This is a genomic window from Vibrio sp. 10N.286.52.F8 (assembly GCF_041468745.1).
In the GTDB taxonomy this organism is placed as follows: Bacteria; Pseudomonadota; Gammaproteobacteria; order Enterobacterales; family Vibrionaceae; genus Vibrio; species Vibrio crassostreae_C.
In genome coordinates this window covers 36,815-57,561 of the sequence record NZ_JBFRJF010000028.1, presented here as the reverse complement: position 1 = coordinate 57,561, position 20,747 = coordinate 36,815, and the positions used below count along the sequence as shown (strand labels likewise).

At 45.7% G+C, this 20,747-nt stretch carries 17 protein-coding genes; 10 read left to right on the top strand and 7 right to left on the bottom strand.

All coding sequences use genetic code 11. The features are described from left to right. A partial coding sequence (locus AB4133_RS14635; protein ID WP_017060484.1) for a transposase occupies positions 1–313 on the top strand: 313 nt, incomplete at its 5' end. 723 nt (positions 314–1,036) lie between these two features. Here AB4133_RS14635 and AB4133_RS14630 read toward each other — a convergent pair. Genes AB4133_RS14630 through hemC form a run of 4 tightly spaced genes read right to left on the bottom strand, consistent with a single transcriptional unit; the run spans position 1,037 to position 5,133 of the window. After that, the gene (locus AB4133_RS14630; protein WP_017063752.1) at positions 1,037–2,218 is read right to left on the bottom strand and encodes a heme biosynthesis protein HemY; all 1,182 of its coding nucleotides are present in this window, start codon (positions 2,216–2,218) and stop codon (positions 1,037–1,039) included. Next, positions 2,218–3,444, bottom strand: coding sequence for a uroporphyrinogen-III C-methyltransferase (locus tag AB4133_RS14625; RefSeq protein WP_372224871.1), 1,227 nt, complete (start codon positions 3,442–3,444; stop codon positions 2,218–2,220). The genes AB4133_RS14630 and AB4133_RS14625 overlap by 1 nt, the downstream gene beginning before the upstream one ends. Positions 3,445–3,463: 19 nt before the next feature. Then, on the bottom strand, positions 3,464–4,192 hold the full coding sequence (locus AB4133_RS14620; RefSeq protein WP_017061007.1) for a uroporphyrinogen-III synthase: 729 nt from the start codon (positions 4,190–4,192) through the stop codon (positions 3,464–3,466). A 2-nt stretch (positions 4,193–4,194) separates the two neighbouring features. After that, positions 4,195–5,133, bottom strand: coding sequence for a hydroxymethylbilane synthase (gene hemC / locus AB4133_RS14615; protein ID WP_017061008.1), 939 nt, complete (start codon positions 5,131–5,133; stop codon positions 4,195–4,197). Between the two features lie 344 nt (positions 5,134–5,477). On the opposite strand from hemC, the gene AB4133_RS14610 reads away from it, so the two are divergent. Next, entirely contained in the window at positions 5,478–8,006 is a 2,529-nt protein-coding gene (locus AB4133_RS14610; RefSeq protein ID WP_017066755.1) for a class I adenylate cyclase, read from the top strand. Positions 8,007–8,077: 71 nt separating this feature from the next. Here the strand turns inward: AB4133_RS14610 and cyaY are convergent, their stop codons facing one another. Then, the gene (cyaY, locus tag AB4133_RS14605; protein ID WP_017061010.1) at positions 8,078–8,392 is read right to left on the bottom strand and encodes an iron donor protein CyaY; all 315 of its coding nucleotides are present in this window, start codon (positions 8,390–8,392) and stop codon (positions 8,078–8,080) included. A 75-nt stretch (positions 8,393–8,467) separates the two neighbouring features. On the opposite strand from cyaY, the gene lptM reads away from it, so the two are divergent. The 8 genes from lptM to AB4133_RS14565 all read left to right on the top strand — a co-directional run bounded on the left by lptM (position 8,468) and on the right by AB4133_RS14565 (position 18,438). Further along, the gene (lptM, locus tag AB4133_RS22090; RefSeq protein WP_017063757.1) at positions 8,468–8,584 is read left to right on the top strand and encodes an LPS translocon maturation chaperone LptM; all 117 of its coding nucleotides are present in this window, start codon (positions 8,468–8,470) and stop codon (positions 8,582–8,584) included. Positions 8,585–8,626: 42 nt separating this feature from the next. Next, the gene (gene lysA, locus AB4133_RS14595; RefSeq protein ID WP_372224869.1) at positions 8,627–9,880 is read left to right on the top strand and encodes a diaminopimelate decarboxylase; all 1,254 of its coding nucleotides are present in this window, start codon (positions 8,627–8,629) and stop codon (positions 9,878–9,880) included. A gap of 11 nt (positions 9,881–9,891) precedes the next feature. After that, positions 9,892–10,722: a diaminopimelate epimerase gene (gene dapF, locus AB4133_RS14590; protein WP_017061013.1), complete on the top strand. Its 831-nt coding sequence runs from the start codon at positions 9,892–9,894 to the stop codon at positions 10,720–10,722. A 44-nt stretch (positions 10,723–10,766) separates the two neighbouring features. Further along, positions 10,767–11,465 carry a DUF484 family protein gene (locus AB4133_RS14585; RefSeq protein ID WP_017061014.1) on the top strand — a complete coding sequence of 233 codons (699 nt, stop codon included), beginning with the start codon at positions 10,767–10,769 and terminating at the stop codon, positions 11,463–11,465. After that, positions 11,434–12,366, top strand: coding sequence for a tyrosine recombinase XerC (gene xerC, locus AB4133_RS14580; protein WP_372224867.1), 933 nt, complete (start codon positions 11,434–11,436; stop codon positions 12,364–12,366). Before AB4133_RS14585 ends, xerC begins: the two co-directional genes overlap by 32 nt. 15 nt (positions 12,367–12,381) lie before the next feature. Beyond that, a complete protein-coding gene (yigB, locus tag AB4133_RS14575; protein ID WP_017068593.1) occupies positions 12,382–13,098 on the top strand; it encodes a 5-amino-6-(5-phospho-D-ribitylamino)uracil phosphatase YigB in 717 nt (238 codons plus the stop codon). A gap of 168 nt (positions 13,099–13,266) precedes the next feature. Beyond that, positions 13,267–15,765 carry an EAL domain-containing protein gene (locus AB4133_RS14570; protein ID WP_017071799.1) on the top strand — a complete coding sequence of 833 codons (2,499 nt, stop codon included), beginning with the start codon at positions 13,267–13,269 and terminating at the stop codon, positions 15,763–15,765. A gap of 192 nt (positions 15,766–15,957) precedes the next feature. Then, positions 15,958–18,438 carry an EAL domain-containing protein gene (locus AB4133_RS14565; RefSeq protein ID WP_372224865.1) on the top strand — a complete coding sequence of 827 codons (2,481 nt, stop codon included), beginning with the start codon at positions 15,958–15,960 and terminating at the stop codon, positions 18,436–18,438. 145 nt (positions 18,439–18,583) lie between these two features. On the opposite strand, the gene AB4133_RS14560 is transcribed toward AB4133_RS14565, so the two are convergent. Beyond that, complete coding sequence (locus tag AB4133_RS14560; RefSeq protein WP_372224864.1) at positions 18,584–19,180, bottom strand: tRNA-uridine aminocarboxypropyltransferase; 597 nt, start codon at positions 19,178–19,180, stop codon at positions 18,584–18,586. A gap of 2 nt (positions 19,181–19,182) precedes the next feature. After that, entirely contained in the window at positions 19,183–20,727 is a 1,545-nt protein-coding gene (locus tag AB4133_RS14555) for a COG3650 family protein (RefSeq protein ID WP_136974434.1), read from the bottom strand. Positions 20,728–20,747 lie beyond the last annotated feature (20 nt).

Below are 20,747 nucleotides of genomic sequence, written 5' to 3'. Positions count from 1 at the left end.
AGAGCAGATATCTAAAGTCACAGAAAAAGACCGTCATTCAGTGGTAATAATGGATGGCGCAGGATGGCATACCGATGATATTGCTAACCCATTTGATAATGTCAGTATTATCAAATTGCCGCCATACTCACCAGAGCTTAACCCTATAGAGCAAGTGTGGAGTTGGTTAAGGCAACACTATCTAGCAAACCAAAACTTCATTGATTATAACGATATTGTTTCGAAGGTCTGTAGCGCTTGGAATGGATTTCTTGAGTGCAAAGATCGCGTCACAAAAATGTGTACAAGAGATTGGATTGACCTGATCAGTTAATTTTCCGGATTGGTATGAGTCTTATTATTCGTCTCAGAGTTTGTAGAGGCGCTTTACGTTGATCACGAGCTCTGATATTCCGACACTTATTATTAAGCTCTGCTCTCTCTAGCAGCGCTTGATTACGTAAGTTTATACTTGTGGCTATTGGTTCGTTGATTAACTTTTCCTGAGCGTCTTGAGAGCTCTATCTCCTACTAATTTGAACTGGCTGATAAAGATGCCTCGTTTCTAATAACAAGGTTTTGTTGGTCGGTAACTCTTGCTATCTCCCTCTACTTAATAGATTAATCTACAGGCAGTTACGTGAACTCCCCGGTTATAACGGTTTATAGTTGGAACATTGATGTCTATTTAATTGTTAATTCAGCGTGATTTAAAGTGGGTATCTGTCTGCGGGTAAATATCTTTAAACGCCTTCTTTCAAGGTGAGACTCATTTAATCTTGGGCTTAAAGGTGTCACTTTTCTCTATGGCTCTTCCTGAGTCTCTTCTCTGGGGTTGTTTATAAGAATGGTAAAACTACGTACAGACATAATTAAAGTCGTTCTCCGTCTGTTTGAGAGGCCCGATTGAGCAATTTCATGATTAGTTGGTTTGGTAGCATTGGATGGGTAGGGTTCGAGGCGTTTGGTTTATAGGTATTGTAGAAGTTATCTAGGGTTAAATAGCAGATACAAAAAAGCCGATGCTAGACATCGGCTTAGTTTGAGTCGCTTAGAGTTAAGCGGGTTGAACTAGAGCGAGCGCTTTACGAGAAACCTCGTGAGCTGCTTTCGTTAAGTTTTGCTTCTCTAGGGCGTCAGATAGATATCCGTAATCTGAAACATTTGAGCGAAGTGCTAGGGCTTTTTCGAAGTGGCTTTGTGCTTCCGCCCACTTCTGCTCTCTTAAGTAGAACTGAGCCAGAGCGCTGTGTGCTTCGGCATTACCACTGTCTTTACTGATTGCACGTTCTAGCATGACCACTACTGGGTGGTGATCGGCTAGATTCAACTCTGGAAGCAACATGTAGAGCTCATTTGAACCACTCTTCGCAATGTTCTCTTTGATCACTGTGAACGCTTCTGAGTCAGCTTTGCGAGCGATCAGTTGCTTCACAAAGCAAGATACAAGGTGCGAACTTTGTTTCTGCTTTCTTGAAAGCTTGTTCCAATGGCTGATTAAACCTTCGCTACCTTGTTGTTGAGCTACATCATGAAGTAATCCACATTGTGCTTTCTGTTCTAATTCACGTTGCTCATCAGCTGTTAGAAGTTTGTTCTTAACTAATTTAGGCGTTAACTCTAGCAATGGCTGCCATAACTTCAGTTGCAAGTAAGTGGCTTTTAACAGGCCAAGTACAGCAGTGTTATTAGGGTATGTGCCTTTTAGGGTAGAAAGTGTATCGAATGCAGCTTCGTAGTTTGACTCGCTGATTTGCTGTTTAGCTTTAGTTAGCTCAACCGCCAGTAGAGAGTCGTCCTGTTGGCTAGCAAGCTCGATGTACTTATCACGCTCACTCGTATTACCTTGTTCGTGCGCCGCTTGAGAAGCGACTAAATAACAAAGTAGAGGCATGTCGTGATGGTTAGCCCAACGTGTTACCTTCTTCTCAGCGCCTTTCCAGTCACCTTCAAGCAGCTTGATGATGCCTTCATTGGTATAACGACGAGAGCGTTTCAATTTACGAACACTGAACCAATTCCAAGTTGTCGAGCTCGCGTACATAAGCTTTTTAAATAGGTACTCTAAGCCGAATAGAGCCGCTAGAAGAGCGATGACGAAGATAACCAGTGTTGTCACGCTCATCTCAATGGTCTTATTCGCAATTGAGATCAGAACGTAGCCTTGTTGACCAGAGAACTGAGTACCAACAATTAACCCAGCACCTAGAACGAGAAAAAGAAAAATCCAACGAATCATTATTTTTCCTCCGTGGTCATAACGGTGACTTCACGACGTAGGCGCTCACGTATCACATCTGACAACTCATTTTGAGACTCAAGCTTTACAGGGTATTTCACAGAGATGTTCTGTTCACTTAGCTGTTTAATCGCTTTCTCAAATTCAATCACTGAGTTGTTATCTTGGTTTAGATACGCTTTCGACCACTCGCTAGCGGTATTAAGAGCTGCGCTATAGAGTTCACCTTGTTCTTTGTAGACGGCGCGAATCGCGGTTTCTAATTTACCTTTGATGTTTTCACGCAGGTAGAAGTGTTGTTCAGGAGAGAGTAGAGGGATAACTTCGCCATCACGACTACGGAAGGTAATGAAGTTTTCTGAGAAGTCTTTCATCGACGTCATCAGGTTGTTCTTCCAATCATTAATATCTTGCGATACCGCTTTTTTCTCAACAACCGCAGCTTCCGGAAGAATCGCATTGGCAAGCGGCAGTGTATCGACTTGCTGTTGCAAGCTTGTGATACGCAGAACTAAGCCGTCACGGTCGATCAGAGGAATAGTGCGAAGCTTGGTAATGTCATTGGTCATTGATTGACGCAGTGACACTAAGCTCGGGTCATTCAGTGCTGCGATACGTTGATCGGCGCTTTCCATTAACTTGGTTGCGCTAACGGCATCATGCTCGAGGAACAGTTTACGTCCTGCTAGTTTCACAAGGTAATCGGCTTCGGCAAGTAACCAGTCATTCGGGCGGCGACCTTTCACGTCAGCCACTGCTAACTGCAGGCTTTGAATGCTCTTCTGCTGTTGAGATTGCACGACCTGAGTTTTCTCCACCGCGTGTGAGGCTTCTTGGATAGTCTCTTGCTTGATGGTTTGTAGGTCTTTATTTACCGCAGATTGGGTATTTTGAAGTTGTGCTTGAAGAGCGGCTATTTGAGCCGAGTATTCAGCGCTCTTTTGCTGCATTTGAAATGCGATACCGCCACTGAAGATAATTGAAATAGCGATCGCAATAGCGCCTAGTTTGACACCGCGCTTACCTTGCTTTTCTGCTTTCTCTATTTGCTCTTTATGCTCAGCTTGAGGCTGCTCATTTTTAGCGGTATTTGAAGCAGAGGCATCAAGCTTCTGTTCAGGTTGTTTTGTCTCTGTAGAGTCAGCTTTTTCGTTTTCAACAACTACTGGCTGAGTATCTTGTTTCTTTTCAGGTTCAATATGCTCATTATTTTTTTTGCTTGTCATGCTTATTTCCTGTTTCTAGCTAGGGCCGGAGAGCAGCCAGTAATATTTGGTTCGTAGCACTGTGAGTATTGGTCACATTCGAGAAGCCGAGTTGTTGTGCTCGTTCTACAATGCGCTGGCTTGGGACAAATAGATGTCTTGTTGAAAGCCAAGCCAAATACTCATCAGGGGTAATTGAGCAGAGATACTCCAATTGTTCCTGACTAGTGATGACAACTTTGGACGTTTTTTTGTTTATCCATGTTTGATAGGTATTGTGGTCGCTAATAGGAATATATTCTCTACGGTAGGTCTCACAATAAGAGACTTGTGCACCTCGATTGAGTAGAGAATCCCTAATGAGCTCACGCCCACCATTGCCACGTAGTATCAAAATGGACTTATTTTCTACGCCATTAAGTTCAGTAAGTTTAAGAAGATGTTCACTATCACTAACTTGAGGATAGTTTACTTTTTGTTTACAGACTTTGCTTAAAACGTGCGCAGTTTTTTGACCAACGCCAAGATAAAGCGGCGAAGTAGGCCAAATGGATGAGGTTTTTGAAAGGATGCTTTGGGCAGCCGCCACGGCGTGGTGACTGACTGCAATAATGATATCGCTGTTATTAAGCTGGGTGCTTAAATCCGCAGAGTTGGGATTATCCACGATACGAATCAGCGGATGATGGATTGCTTGAACCCCTTCATCCGCTAGTTGTTGGCAAAGCGATTGTCCCTCTGAACCGGGACGAGTCACCAACACTGTCATGATTATTCTTGGTCAACGTAGAGCTTGGTTAAGATTTCTCTCGCGCCATCATCCAGCAATTGATTTGCCAGAGTCACGCCAAGTGCTTCTGCATCTTTGCGAGGGCCAGAGATCTCACCACGAACCATCTTAGAACCGTCCGGTTCACCAACTAATGCACGTAGCCAGATGTTTTCGCCATCTAATAATGAGTAGCTGCCGATAGGAACCTGACAGCCACCTTCTAGGGTAAGGTTCATTGCACGTTCGCACAGTACACGATCAGCCGTGTCTTTATGATTCAGTGGTTCAAGGAGTTTAATCAGACGCTCGTCATCAAGGCGACACTCAATACCAACAGCGCCTTGGCCAACAGCAGGGAGAGACTGCTCTGGTTCGATGAAGCTACGAATACGCTCTTCTAGCTCTAGACGTTTAAGACCTGCAGCAGCCAGTACGATCGCATCGTATTGACCATCATCGAGTTTACCTAGACGAGTACCAACGTTGCCGCGCAGCTCTTTGATGATCAGATCTGGGCGGTATTCTAACAGTTGGCATTGGCGACGCAGACTGCACGTACCCACGACAGCACCTTGTGGGAGTTCGTCGATGTTGTTGTAAGTGTTTGATACGAAAGCGTCACGCGGATCTTCGCGCTCACAAATTGTTACCAGACCTAGACCTTCAGGGAAGTCGACAGGTACATCTTTCATTGAGTGAACCGCTAGGTCAGCACGACCTTCTAGCATGGCTACTTCAAGTTCTTTAACGAACAGTCCTTTACCACCCACTTTAGCAAGCGGAGTGTCTAGGATGATGTCACCTTTGGTCACCATAGTTACCAACTCAACCTCTAAACCAGGGTGAGCAGCTTGCAGTGCATCCCTTACAAAGTATGCCTGCCAAAGGGCAAGAGGGCTTTTTCTGGTCGCGATACGGATTGGTGCTGAATTTGTCATGGTGTTTCCGATATAGGTTCTGTAATAGCCTAATCCTACCATTATGAGGCGAGAATTCTTACTGTTTGATCATTCCATACTTTGATAGCTGAGAGATTTTCATGAGTTCACCAAAATAGTGTGATTAGTATCTCATTTGAAACATGGGCTATTATTAGAAATAGTCAATAAAGAGGACACTACGGCGCCGTGAGTTTAACTTTCTGTCATCAAGGAATTGACCAGTATGACGGGTTCCTTTGCTTTACCATTAAGGGTAAAAGTGTTAAATTGATCACGTTTTGTTGCTCCTTTCGTTCAGTAACTAAACAGAACTGCACTTAACCTCAAACCAAGGACTTACCTTGCAGGCTTACACTCAAACTTTGATTCAACGATTAGACAATCTAAATCAGCAGCGCATTGATCGTGCGTTGGCGTTGATGAATGTGCAAGGCCAGCGAGTATTCAACCTTATTCCCGCACTGCTTCACTTCAATCACCCGATGATGCCTGGTTATTATGACCAACAAGTTCCTTTTGGAATTCGTAGCTTCACGCTTAATGAATTCCAAAAGCAATTTGTCTCTGATACCGAATTAACGCTGGGTGGCAAACTCACCGAGACGGATGAACCAGCAATCCTTGGCTTGTACACCATGGGTAGTACTTCTTCTATTGGTCAAAGCACTTCAAGTGATCTTGATATCTGGGTGTGTGTTTCCCCGGATATGGATGGCGCCTCTCGCGATAGCCTAACCAACAAGTGTCTCTTGATTACCGATTGGGCTGAAACCTTGGGAGTAGAAGCGAACTTCTTCTTGATGGATGAAGAGCGTTTCCGTTCGAACCATTCAGAAGAGATGACCGGCGATAACTGTGGTTCTTCACAGCACTTATTATTGCTTGATGAGTTTTATCGCTCTGCGGTTCGTTTGGCTGGTCAGCGTTTGTTGTGGCAAATCATTCCGCCAGAAATGGAAGAGTGTTACGACGAGTATGTTCAAGGTTTGTGTCAGGATGGCTATCTTGATTGCTCGCAGTGGATCGATTTCGGCAAGCTGAATCGCATTCCCGCTGAAGAGTACTTTGGTTCAAACCTGTGGCAGCTCTATAAGAGTATCGACTCACCGTATAAATCGGTTTTGAAGGCGATCCTGTTAGAAGCCTATTCATGGGAATACCCAAACACCCAACTGCTGAGTATTGATACCAAGCGTCGCTTCTTCGCGGATGAACCGGATCTGTATGGCATGGATAGTTACTATCTGATGCTTGAGAAGGTAACGCGCTACCTAGAGCGTATTAACGACCATACTCGATTGGACTTGGTGAGGCGCTGTTTTTATCTTAAGACCCACGAGAAGTTGTCACGAGATGCGGGCATTGGCTCCGTTGCGTGGCGTCGTGAAGCCTTAACCGAGATGACTAAATCTTGGAATTGGGGACATGAAACCATTGCTGAGCTCGATAACCGCCGTAACTGGAAGGTTGAGCAGGTTAAAGTGGTGCACCATGCACTGCTTGATGCCTTGATGCTGAGCTATCGTAATCTGATTCAATTTGCGCGTCGTAACGACATCACTTCGGCAATCAGTCCACAAGATATCAGCATCTTGGCACGTAAGCTTTACGCTGCGTTTGAGGTATTGCCAGGTAAAGTGACACTGCTGAACCCACAAATCTCTCCGGATCTGCATGAACCCGACTTGAGCTTCATCGAAGTTCGTCAGGGTCAGTCGAATAAAGCAGGTTGGTACTTGTATAAGCAGCCACTGGTTGCACACCGCATTCTTGGTCAGCCTTCTCTAGAGCACCATGAGTACTTGAGTAAGTTGGTAGCATGGTCGTTTTTTAATGGCTTGATTACCGAGTCGACACGTTTGCACTCTGTGGTACGTGACGCTCACATCGATATCGATAAGTTCTATCAAATGGTGAGCGACCTGCGTAATACGTTTTCTTTGCGTAAGCGTCGCCCAAGTATGCAAGCACTGGCGAGCCCGTGTGAGATAAGCCAGCTAGCGATGTTCATCAACTTTGAAAATGACCCGACGTCTGAATTAAGTGGTCGTGCATTAAAAGTGGACCTCAAGAACGCCGATATCTTCAGCTTTGGTGAGGAAGGTAAGAGCTTAGTCGGCAGTGTCGACTTAGTTTATCGTAACTCTTGGCATGAAGTACGTACGCTGCATTTCCAAGGTGATACGGCAATGCTGGATGCGCTGAAGACGGTGCTTGGCAAAATGCACCAAGATGCTTTACCGCCAGAATCGGTTGATGTGTTCTGTTACAGCAAAAACCTGCGTGGTGTGATGCGTAACATGGTGTATCAACTGCTTGCTGAGTGTATCGATTTACGATTGAAACCGATTGAACCCGAGAAGCGCCGCCGCTTTAAGGCTATTCGTTTAGCTAATAAGATGTTTGGTCTGTTCTTCGAACGTCGTGGTGTGTCGGTACAGATGTTGGAAAACTCGGTCGATTTCTACCGTAGCATCTCAACCAATAAGCTCAAAGGCTCACCTTTACTGATGCTCGATAAAGAGCAAGAGTATCAGCTACCAGAAGTGGTGGATGGTTTTGCGAGTGAGGGCTTGATTCAGTTCTTTTTCGAAGATACCGACAAAGGCTTCAATATTTATGTATTGGACGAGTCGAACCAAGTTGAGGTCTACCACCAGTACAGCGGTGAAAAAGATGAGATGATCGCGAGCGTGAATTCTTTCTACACATCGGTAAAAGATGAGTCGAAGATGTCGTCTAAGTTGATTAACTTTAACCTACCTCAGTACTACCAAATCGTTCATCCTGAAGAAGGCAATTCTTACGTTGTGCCTTATCGTAACGATGCAACTTTAGCTTCTCGGAGCTCAAAGATAGTCAACATCTAGTCTTACTAAGCCCGATTGATATTGAAAAAGGAGTGATTGATTCACTCCTTTTTAGTTTTGCTTACAAATGATTAGACCCAATCGATCGCTTCACCTGCGTGCTTCACGCATTCTTCTTTAACCATCTCAAACAGCTCCATGCCCGTCTTTGAACATGTCCACTTGTCGTCAACTAGCTTAAAGTGAAAGCCACCAGATTTAGACGCTAACCAGATTTCTTTCATTGGTTCTTGGCGGTTAATGATGATTTGGCTGCGGTTCTCAAACTCTAGCGTCATCACGTTACCAGTCACTTCGTAATCAATATCTGCCTCTGATTCATCGATAGCTTCTTCGATGTTTTGCATCTGTATATCGACCAGCTGATGAAATTCAGTCTCGTTCATCCTTTCTATCCTATTGCTTTTCCTGAGTGTGGTGCGATTATAGGGGGCATTGAGTTAATAATCACGATATGCAAAATGAAAAAATTAATTGCTGCTCTATTTATGATGTCCGTTATTGGACTTTCTGGTTGTGGTCAAACGGGTCCTTTGTACGATCCTGATGAAGTTCAGCAAACCGAACAATCACAATAAGTGAAAACACGCAGAAATCGTTATTTATAAGGGATAAGAACTTTGGATTACTTCAACTATCAGGAAGATGGCCAGCTTTGGGCTGAGGACGTCGCACTTTCACAACTAGCAGAGCAATATGGTACACCGCTGTATGTATATTCTCGTGCAACATTAGAACGCCACTGGAATGCGTTTGATTCATCGGTTGGTGAGCATCCGCACTTGGTGTGTTATGCCGTTAAAGCTAACTCAAACCTTGGCGTGTTGAATACTTTGGCTCGTTTGGGCTCTGGCTTCGATATCGTTTCTGGCGGTGAGCTAGAGCGTGTGGTTGCTGCCGGTGGCGATCCAGCAAAAGTTGTATTCTCTGGTGTCGGTAAAACAGCCGCTGAAATGAAGCGTGCGCTTGAGTTGAACATTAAGTGTTTCAACGTAGAGTCTGAACCAGAACTAGAGCGACTGAATAAAGTAGCTGGTGAGCTTGGTGTTAAAGCGCCGATTTCACTGCGTATCAACCCAGACGTTGATGCGAACACTCACCCTTATATCTCTACTGGTCTGCGTGATAACAAGTTTGGTATCGCTTTCGACCGTGCTCCTGCTGTTTATGAGTTTGCAAAAACACTCGATAACTTGTCTATCCATGGTATTGATTGCCACATTGGTTCTCAGTTAACGGATATCGAACCTTTCATCGATGCAACCGATCGCCTACTTGCGCTGATCGACCAGCTACGTGCTAACGGTATCAACATCAAACACCTTGATGTCGGTGGCGGCTTGGGTGTGGTTTATCGTGATGAATTACCACCACAGCCTTCTGACTACGCGAAAGCTTTATTGGCTCGCCTAGACAATCATTCTGATCTAGAGCTGATTTTCGAGCCTGGAAGAGCGATTGCTGCTAACGCTGGTGTATTATTAACGAAAGTCGAGTTCCTCAAGCCAACAGAGCACAAGAACTTTGCCATCATCGATGCAGCAATGAACGACCTAATGCGCCCAGCACTTTATCAAGCTTGGCAGGATATTGTTCCTGTTAGCCCTCGTCAGGGTGAAGCTGTGACTTACGATTTGGTTGGCCCAATCTGTGAGACAGGCGATTTCCTAGGTAAAGATCGTGACCTTGTTCTTAAAGAAGGTGATCTGCTAGCAGTTCGCTCAGCGGGTGCTTATGGCTTCGCGATGTCATCTAACTACAACACTCGTTCGCGTGCGGCTGAAGTGATGGTGGATGGCGATAAAACTCACTTGGTTCGTCAGCGTGAAGAGCTTACGAGTCTGTGGGAACTTGAAAACATTCTTCCGGAGTAATTTTAAGCGTTATGCACTTCCACTTTTCTAAAATGCATGGTTTGGGCAATGATTTCATGGTCGTGGACTGCATTACTCAAAATATTTTCTTTTCTCCAGATTTGATCCGTCGTTTGGCGGATCGTCACACTGGTGTGGGCTTTGATCAGCTACTTGTGGTTGAGGCTCCCTATGATCCAGAAACTGATTTCCATTACCGCATATTCAATGCGGATGGCAGTGAAGTGGAGCAGTGTGGCAATGGTGCACGTTGTTTTGCACGATTCGTTCGCATGAAAGGCTTAACGAATAAGTACAGCATCAACGTGAGTACCAAGAAAGGTAAAATGGTTCTCAAGATTGAAGAGAATGACCTGATCACGGTGAACATGGGCATTCCTGAGTTCGAACCCGGCAAGATTCCATTCAAGGCCAAGCAGCCAGAGAAGACGTATATCCTAAGAACGGATGTACACACCTTATTCTGTGGTGCGGTAAGCATGGGTAACCCACATGTGGTTACCGTGGTTGATGACGTCGACACGGCTGATGTGGACACCTTAGGCCCACTACTTGAATCACATGAACGTTTCCCTGAGCGTGTTAATGCTGGCTTTATGCAGGTCGTTAACCGTGAAGAAGTTCGTCTACGTGTTTACGAACGCGGCGCGGGTGAAACTCAGGCATGTGGCAGCGGAGCGTGTGGCGCAGTTGCAGTGGGTATCACTCAAGGCTTACTGGCTGAGAATGTGAAGGTTCGTCTACCAGGCGGTGACTTACACATTAGCTGGCAAGGCCCGGGTAAACCTCTGTTTATGACCGGCCCTGCAACGCATGTGTTTGATGGTCAACTTTCTTGCTAATAACGACCCAAAACAAATATATTCATAAAAATAAAGGATAGGTTTTGTCTTACGTTGAAGCCGACGCACTCACCGCAGAAGTGGTCGCGGAATATTTACGTGATAACCCAGATTTTTTCCAAGACCGAAAAGATTTGGTTGATCGCCTTGCTATCAATAACGTTGAGCAGGGCGCTGTTTCTCTGGTTGAGGTTCAGCTTAAACGCCAACGTCATCGAATCGAAGAGCTTGAAGAAGAGATCACTGGCTTGATGTCGTTGGCAGCAAATAACGATAAAACCTTCTATGAGTTTATGGATCTGCAAGCGCAAGTGCTGAAATGCAGTGACTTCATGCAGGTGATAAAAGCCGTTGAACAAAAAGCGTTAGATCTTGGGCTTAAGGCTCATGTTCGTATTCTTTCGCAATCTGGCTTTTATCAGTTGAGTGCTGAGGGTTACTCTAAGTTTTCGCTTAACCATTTCAATGGCAAAGATGCTTATCTTGGACGCTTGAGAAAAGCCGACAGACACGATTTGTTTGGTGATTATCCAGTTCCAGAGCTAGGCTCTTATGTAGTACTACCGCTTGCTAAGCAGTCTCCATTGGGTTTGCTCGCCTTTTCTAGTGAAGATGGCGGACATTTCCAACCCCATATGGATACGCTCTTTTTACGCCATTTAGCACTTGTTGTCGCTCATTTGGCGGACACCTTACCTTGGCAGATAAATAATGAGCCTAGAGCCCAAAATACCTCTTCCTAACAGCCTTCAAAAGCCACTTTCTCGCTTCTATGAATATCTCCGAAGCGAGAAGGGACTCAGCCTACACACCCAACGTAATTACAAACAACAACTTGAAACCATGGCCGGTCATTTAGTCACTCTAGGGCTAAAGGATTGGGGTCAAGTCGATGCGGCGTGGGTCAGACAACTGGCCAGTAAAGGCATGCGTGAGGGAATGAAAGCGAGCAGCATTGCAACGCGCTTATCGTCACTGCGCAGCTTCTTTGATTTCCTTGTGTTGCGTGGCGAAATGACCGCCAATCCAGCCAAAGGTGTCTCTGCACCTCGCAAACAACGCCCTTTGCCTAAAAACCTCGATGTTGATGAAGTGGGTCAACTGCTTGATGTGAATGAGGACGATCCATTGTCGATTCGTGATCGAGCGATGATGGAGGTGATGTATGGTGCTGGATTACGACTGGCAGAACTGGTCGGCATCAATCTGAAAGATGTGTTGGGTCGACAAGGCGAAATCCGAGTGATTGGTAAAGGCGACAAAGAACGCAAAGCGCCTTTTTCTGGTTTAGCTAAAGAGTGGGTCGATAAATGGCTCAAAGTTCGTGGTGAATTGGCTTCACCGGGTGAAACCTCGCTGTTTGTCTCTAAGCTCGGGACTCGTATCTCTCACCGCAGCGTGCAAAAGCGCATGGAAGAGTGGGGCAAGAAGCAATCTGTCGCGAGCCACATCAGCCCGCATAAACTGCGTCACTCCTTTGCAACGCATGTGCTGGAATCGAGCCAAAATCTTCGTGCTGTGCAAGAGTTGCTTGGCCATGAAAACATCTCGACGACCCAAGTGTATACCCACTTAGATTTCCAACACTTAGCACAAGCTTATGATCAGGCTCACCCGAGAGCTCGTAAGAAGAATAAAGATTAGATTAAAGGGTTTACTATGCGAATTTATCGAGGGTTAAAGCCCATCAAAGCCATGACCTTTGACTTGGATGACACCCTGTATGACAACTGGCCTGTGATCATGAAGGTTGAGAAAGAGATGGCACAGTGGCTTTATCAAAAGCACCCAGTGTCGGCTTCTTTATCGCTTGAAGAGTGGCAGGGCATTAAGCAGCAAGTCGCATCTGAAAACCCAGCTTTGAAACATGATGTCACCGTGTGGCGTGAAACTCAGATTAAGAGTGGTTTGCTGCAATTGGGTTACTCTCTGCAGCAAGCAGAGCAAGCGGCTCGAGAGGGCATTGAGCATGCCTTGTGGTTGCGTAATCAAGTCGATGTCCCTCAAGAAACGCATCGAGTGATGACTGAACTTAGCCAACGTATTCCTCTGGTTGCGATTACCAATGGCAATGTCGATCCACACAAAATTGGCTTAGGGCTGTACTTTCAATTAATCCTTAAAGCTGGCCCTGATGGCAGAGCAAAACCCTATCCAGATATGTTTGAAAAAGCTCAGCAACACCTAGGTTGTGACGCTGAGAATATTCTTCATGTTGGCGATCACCTCAAAACGGATGTCTATGGAGCCAAGCAAAATGGCTTCCAAGCGTGCTGGTTTAATGACACTGGTTCCAATTTATACCGCTCCCCGAAGGCGAGTGTGCTCCCTGATGTTGAAATAGACCAACTTAGCGATCTTATGCGACTAATTTAATGGCTCGGTAAGCTTATTGTGTCGCATTTATGCTATTGAATTGTTACATTAGTCGCCTATAAAAGCCTGATTAGGCTAGGATAATTGGCGACTACTTTTTATCGATTCATTTCAGTCATAGCAGTGGTTGCGGGTTGTTACTTCACTCGATTTTGAACAAGGGTTGGCATGCAAACATTTACATTTCTCGCAAATACTGAGGCGTTATTTAGAGCTCAATTTGATCAGCGAGAATGGTGTGACAGCAAACAGTACCTTATTCAAATTTTCTCAGCTCAATCTTCAGATCTAGCTCGTCAAATCGCGGGTGTTGCCCTCAATCGTTTAAATAATGCGACGCTAATTGGCCAGAGTGCTCGTCATGTTATCTGTGATAATTGCCTTGAAAGTGCATGCACCTTAGTCATCATCAGTGAGTTCAACGAAACCCATCTAACCTCTGCGGTCCAGCCTTTTTCCGGCAATCCAAATCAAGACAGCCAAGACTTAGCTTTTCAGCTGCGCCTTACAGAAGAAACCAAAACGGTCATCAGCTTGTGCGATCAGGTTGAAGGGCGTGATTATCCTATTTATAGCGCTTTTGAAAATTTGCCTTACGCCTTGCCGATAGCTGGTGGACTGTGCCATGAGAATGAATTTGGCCGTTGGGTTATGTATAACGAGCAAACCTACCAGCACGCCTGTGTTGCTGTGGCTCTGACTAACCCAAGATTGAAGGTTTGGTCGGACGCGTACTCTGAGTGGAACCCGATTGGGATGAAGCTACGAGTCACACACGCAATCGGAAATCGCTTATACGCATTGAACGACAAGCCGGCTATTGAAGTATTCAAACATTACCTTGCGGATGGCAAAGACCTTCCTTTTAGTCAACTGATGAGCTTTCCACTTTATCGAGAACTTGGCAGAAAGAAGGGTATCTCGACGCCGCTACGTATTAATGATGATGGCAGTATTGAGTTTGATAGCCCTTGGCATGTCGGTGAAGAGGCGCAGTTTTGTTATAACCACCCATCGCTCACTGCAGAAAAGGTGCACCACGGTGCCGAGATGCTAGCCATGCATCAGCCTGAATCGGTGATCATTTATAACTGCGTATCTCGACTTGAATTTATCGACAGTAAACTTGAGCTCAAGCCATTTGAAGGGATAGTGAATACATGTGGTGCCTACTGCATGGGGGAGCTATACCGTAATGAAGACCGCCAAGAGATACTGCACCACAGCTTGACTTATATCGCTATGCGCGAGTCTGACGAGATTAAAGAGTTTCATTGCGAAGACTTTCAGTGTGGCTCAACCGTGTCGCCATTGCTTAACCTAGTCAGAAATGCAGTCGCTGATCTCGACAGTATGAATACTCAGATGGAAAAGAAACTCCATCAACAAGCGCGTCGCTTAACCGAAAGCTATCGCATTGACTCGCGTACTGGTTTGCCGAACCGTATCGTACTGAAAGAGCGCCTCAATACGATTCTGTTCAGTGAACATCTGCTGACCTTAAAGCTAACCAACTTCCATCAGGTTAACGAGAAGTATGGTTATCAAGTGGGGGATCAGCTGCTACTCGATCTGTCTAATCACTTTATCGAGCGATTACAGCTTCGGGTGGTTAAAGAGCCTCGCGTGAAGGTAGAGCTATTCAGTATTGGTGTTGGAGAGTGGGCGATTATCTTCAATGCTAGTGTTGGTAGTACGAAAATAAAAGAAGGTTTCGTTGAGTTCGCCGATGACATCGAACACATAAATTTTGAGCCATATGGTTTGGCTGATATTGATTACCTGTCAGTTTCTCTGTGTGGCGGCTTTGCTAGTCGTTGTGACTTCTTAACCGACAGTGGTGACCAGATCTTATTGAAAGCGATCGAAGCTCGACGCTATGGAGTACGTAACAATACCCACATCACCAATGCTAAAGACATTCAGGTGAGTGAAGAAGATCGCAAAGAGCAACTAGGCTGGCTGAGCTGTGTAAGTCGTGCGATTTTAGATCAGAACATCATCACTTATTCCCAGCCAATTGTGGAGTCGGTTACGCACGAAATGATTGGCCAAGAGTGTTTGGTCAGAATCATGGAGTCGGACGGTACTATTGTGCCACCAGGAAAGTTCTTACCTATCATTGCTGACACCCATCTTTACACGCGCCTTAGTCGACACATGATTAAGAGCACTATTGGCTATATGGCGGATAAGCAGAGCTCATTTTCTATCAATCTATCCCCACAAGATTTGTTGAGCGATAAGACGCTCGAGGTCCTTGAGGCTGCGATCAGTGGTATGAACGATCCTACTCGACTTGGTTTAGAAGTTCTCGAGTCTGAACAGATTAAAGATTATGGCCGCATGATTGAGGTGTGTGATCACTTCCGTGCTCTCGGGGCGAGAATCATTGTTGATGACTTTGGCTCTGGTTACTCCAACATCGAGGAAATCATTAAGCTTGAGCCACAGATCATTAAGCTCGACGGTAGCTTGATTCGTAATATCGACAAAGATCAAAAACAAAGAAACATAGCCTCTCAGTTGATTCGTTTGTGCCAAGTGTTCAATGCCAAAACGGTCGCTGAATTTGTCCATAACCAACAGGTTTGTGAGATAGCAGAGCAAATGGGTGTCGATTATCTGCAGGGTTACTACTTCGGTGAGCCTAAGCGACTGTTTTAGCAGTTAAAGCTTCCCGCATTGTGTAACGACTGGCTATAAAAGTACTGCGCCGCCATTAATGACTGCTTTTTGGCGGAATGAATGATGTCTAACTAAGGTCACATTATTCATAACGCGATCGCAAGTATTCCGTGCAAGCCTTATCTATAATAAGCACAATAATAAATCATTAACGTAACGATTAATGTGAATATGCAGTCGACTTCTCTCCTGATACAAGACATTGAGCAAACCCAACGTGAATTGGAAAAGATAGATTTTCATCAACATGAAAGCCTACTGATTCAGGTGTTTTCGTCTTTCGAGAAAGGTTCTGTTTTGGCTGCCTGCCAAGTGATTCAATCGACTTTTCCCAATGCCAAATTGATTGGTTGCAGTGCTAACCACTACATTAGTCAAGGTGTCATCCTGCACCAAGGTCTTTATCTGATTGTTACCCGCTTTGACGCGACGTCTTACTCTTGTGGTGTTGTCGAATATAGCGAACAACCATTGCTCGATAGCCACGCTATGTGGCAACAGCTTGAGTGCAATGATAATACTCAAAGCATCATCTGTTTCGCAGACCGCTTGCAGATAAATAACCGAGATCTATTTTCAGCGTTTGAGCAGTCGATGTATTCATTACCGATCTGTGGCGGTGCATCGACCATCACAGATAATGGGCGATGGGTGATGTTAGACGGCATTTGCTATGAAAATGCCTATGTGATGTTGGCGCTGCACAGTGTTGAGCTCTCCATCGCTAAGGGTTACTACACTGAATGGAATCCGATTGGTCGAACTTTTCGAGTGACAGGTGCTCAAGAGAACCGGTTGTTGGAACTGGATGGGATGCCTGTTCGCGAACTCTACAATCGTTACCTCGCTGATGGCCTCGAAGTGCCTTTTGAGCAACTGCATAACTTTCCCTTGATGGTCGGTGACCCGAAAGAGCAAAACATTCACTTACCGCTCAAGGTAACGGAAAGTGGAGAGATAGAATTCAGCGGCCTGTTCCAAGTGGGCGATGAGGTCCGGTTTTGTTATGACCATCCATCACTGACCTTAGAGCAGATACGACTGGGCGTGCAGCAGATCGCCTCTCATAGGCCAGAACAGTTCTTCATTTACAACTGCACCTCTCGCATCGACTTTATCGATGGCAACCAAGAGGTAGAGGTTTTCCAAAAATTGGCCGACAGCTATGGCGTTTACTGCATGGGAGAACTTTATCAAGAGAATAGCCAACAGCGAATCTTGCACCATAGCCTCACTTACCTTGCGCTTAGAGAGGGTGAGGGTAAGGCAGTATTGCCATTAGAGACACAACCCGCTACCAATATATCCCCTCTGTTTTCATTGATCCGAAATGCACTGCTTGATGTCGATGATATAAATAACAGTATGGCGAGTAAGATTCAGCAGCAAGCCACTGCATTGACGGCAAGCTATCGAATTGATCACCGTACAGGTTTACCCAATCGAAGTGTGCTGCGTGAGAAACTGTCGAAAATGAGCAGTGACAGCCACTTGTTAGCTTTGAAGGTCACGACCTTTGGTCAGATCAATGAGAAGTATGGCTATCGAGTGGGTGACAAGCTTCTGCATGATTTGAGTGAGTACTTTCAAAAGGCGCTGTGGCAGTTCTTTGATGAGGGCTGTCAGCTCTACAGTATCGGTATTGGTGAGTGGGCGGTGGTGTTTGATAGTTGGGCGAGCCAAGAACATATTCATCAGCGATTCTCGGAATTTGCCGATCAAACCGAGCATGTGAATTTTGAGCCTACCGGTTTACCCGATATTGATTACTTGTCGGTGTCTATCTGTGCGGGTATCGCCAGCCGTCGAGATTTCCCGACTACCTCTATTGATGACTTATTGTTGAAGGCGATTGATGCGAGGCGCAGCGCTGTCAGCCAGAACAAGCACCTAGTGAGCGCCAAGGCACTCATTCAATTGGAGAAGCATCGCCAAGAGCAACTTGGTTGGCTGTCGTGCGTGAGTCGCGCGGTGCTTAATCAGAATATTGTGGCGTGCTCTCAGCCCATAGTTTCAGCACACAGTCATCAGGTAGAGAGCTACGAGTGTTTGGTTCGAATTGAAGAGGACGGTCAGTTAATTGCACCGGGTAAGTTCTTGCCAATCATTGAAGGAACCCATCTCTATACACGCCTCAGTCGTCAGATGATAACGCGCACCTTCGATTTTATGAGTCAGCGAACCGATTCGTTCTCAATTAATTTAGCGCCACAAGATTTCAGCAATGAGAAAACCATTCTTCACCTTGAACAAGCGATCAAGAAAATCAGTCACCCACAGCGTATTGGCTTGGAGGTGTTAGAAACGGAACAAATTCAGGATTACGGTCGCTTGATTGAGGTGTGTAATCACTTCCGCGATCTTGGTGTGAATATTATTGTTGATGACTTTGGTTCGGGCTATTCGAACATTGATGAGATATTGAAGCTAGAACCACAGGTGATCAAGCTTGATGGCAGTTTGATTCGCAATATTGATAAAGATAAAAAGCAGCGCAAGATCGCTCAGCAGTTGGTGAGCTTATGCCAGATTCTGAATGCTAAGACGGTGGCGGAGTTCGTTCATAATGAGCAGGTGTGCCGTATTGCTGAAGACATGGGGATCGATTACTTGCAAGGGTATTACTTTGGTCAACCTCAGCGTTTGTTTTGATGGAGCGAGCGTTTCACGTGAAACACTGGTTGGCTCAATAACGAAAATACGATGTAAAAAGGGTGAGCTTATGGCTCACCCTTTTTGTTTTTAGTGTCTGTCTCGTCCCGAAATGTGTTTTTACCTTCCCGCGCGCCTGCTTGGTCTATTTGAGGGCGTGGCCACACTTGTCGGCGTGGAACACTTTTAGATAATGCTGGTAGTAGTCATCAATGAGCTTGGCAGATTCACTTTCACCTAAAGATTTGAGTAACTCAATACCCACTTCACAAGTACACAAGTGGCCACTGTCTTGGTTGCGGCGCAAGGTGTATGAAGATTCGCTGGTAATATCGAGGTGAACTTGCGGAACGGCTTGTAACCACGAGCTCTTGTTAAGCATCTTCTTCGCTTCTTGCCATGTGCCATCCAAGATGATGAATAGCGGCTTATGGCTCTGGGCTTGGGTCATTACAGCTTGCTGGCACTCGACACTTTGATCACTTGGGAATAAAAGAAACGGTTGTCGTGTTTCATCGTCAAGCAGTGCGATGAGCTCCGCTGGTGGTGTTTTCCTTTGCCATACAACGGACTGACACTGATCAAGGGATTGCTGAAGCAGCTTCCCTGTATTGGTATCGCGTGACAGTTCATTCTCATGAGTGAGCAGTACAAGATCGATTTGGCTTGCGACACTAGGTATCAGGTGACAAATACATTGGTGAGTGAAGCTACAACCATGGCAAGCTTGTTGGTTACTCATGTTTACAACTTAACTCCACTTTGTGCGGGTGAGATACCATCAGCAAACAAAACCACGTCGCTGATATCAGCATCATCTGCAACTGGAGCGACACTTGGGTTTAGCGGGTAGCTGACACCAGAGTATGAAAGTGTGTGTTTCGCCGGTGTTGCACCGCCGCCACTGACATTGAAGATCAGATCCTGCCAGCCGTGGTTTTGCGATTTACCTAAGCGTATGTCGCCCTTAACCAGTGTCACTCGGCTATTGAAGCGCCAGTTATCTTGATGGTTTTCGAAAATTAGCAGTGTACAGCCACCAGAACCACACCAATCGAGTTGGGCGAACAGCTCTTCTTTACCGTCGCCGTTGAGGTCGTAGGTTAACCAGCGGTATTTAGTGTCGTCAGGTGAGCTGTTGTTGATCTTAAAGTATTCGCGGATCGCTTGGTCGACTTTTGGATCAAGTTGATCGCTGGAGTTCACCTGCTTTGCGGTTAGATCAACGTTAGTGGTGGTGTTTACTTGTGCTTGCGCACTCTTAGCTTCGAATAGCACCAGACCGCCATTGGCAATCGGATACACCACGTTGCCCACTTTCTCTTTTTCAGCGATTAGCTTGCCATTATCGAGTGTGAAGATGCGCTCGGAGATCAAATATTGTTGCTGGTGGCGAGTCATAACCACTTGTACCTGATTTTGGTTCAGTTGCTGCCAGAAGCCTTGTTCAACAATAGAAGGGTCTCCATTGCTGTATGAATAAGTCGTGATAGCACTGTGGTCATTGTTGAGTTCAAGGTTGATAGAGAACCCTGAGTTTTGCGTTGAGCTAGCGAAGTAGAGTCCGCTCCAGTCCAGCGTTGGATCTTGGTTAGAGACCGTCGCACAGCCATTGTAGTTACTGTCATTGAGGTTAAGCTTGGCATGCCATCCATAGATAGAATCGCTCATGCCGTCGCTACAGCTCTCTTTCGTAAGGTTGAGTTTGCCTTGTGCAGCTTTACCTTCTAATTGGTAGTCACGGCTGCTCGATGTGGTGCGGCTTGATTCAATATCGAGGGTCTGTGGCTGTTCGCCCATCTTGGTGTATTTCAGTTGGTCTTTATCGAAGGTTGCTGACCAGAAGGGTTCATTACCAAATACTCGTGTTGAGCGCAGCGGTTGGACGCAGCGATCTGGGTTCTCTGCGGTTAGGATGTTCACTTGGTCAACCACGAAACGCGCTGTGAAATCTGCGTTATAACCCGTTTGGCTCGGCACGGTTAGGTGACCAATCAGCTCGCCATATAAGGCTTGGTAAGGTCTCGTTGAGAGCCCTTGTGCTTCTAACGCTAACTCTGGAGATAAGTCTAACCAGTATTGTTGTTGGCTACCGCAAGGAGTGAAGGTTCGACTTTCGTGACCAACCACCACCTGACCACGCATGATGAAGGTTTGCGGTTGAATGCTCTGTGGCTCATCCAAGGTTGCTGGGGGCAGTTCCGGCTGTTGCGGCGTATCAGGTGCCGTAACGCAGCCTTGTAGAGCGAACGCGACTAGCCATGTCACTGGGTTTTTCATTACCTTCATGTTATATCTTCCTCGGAGCA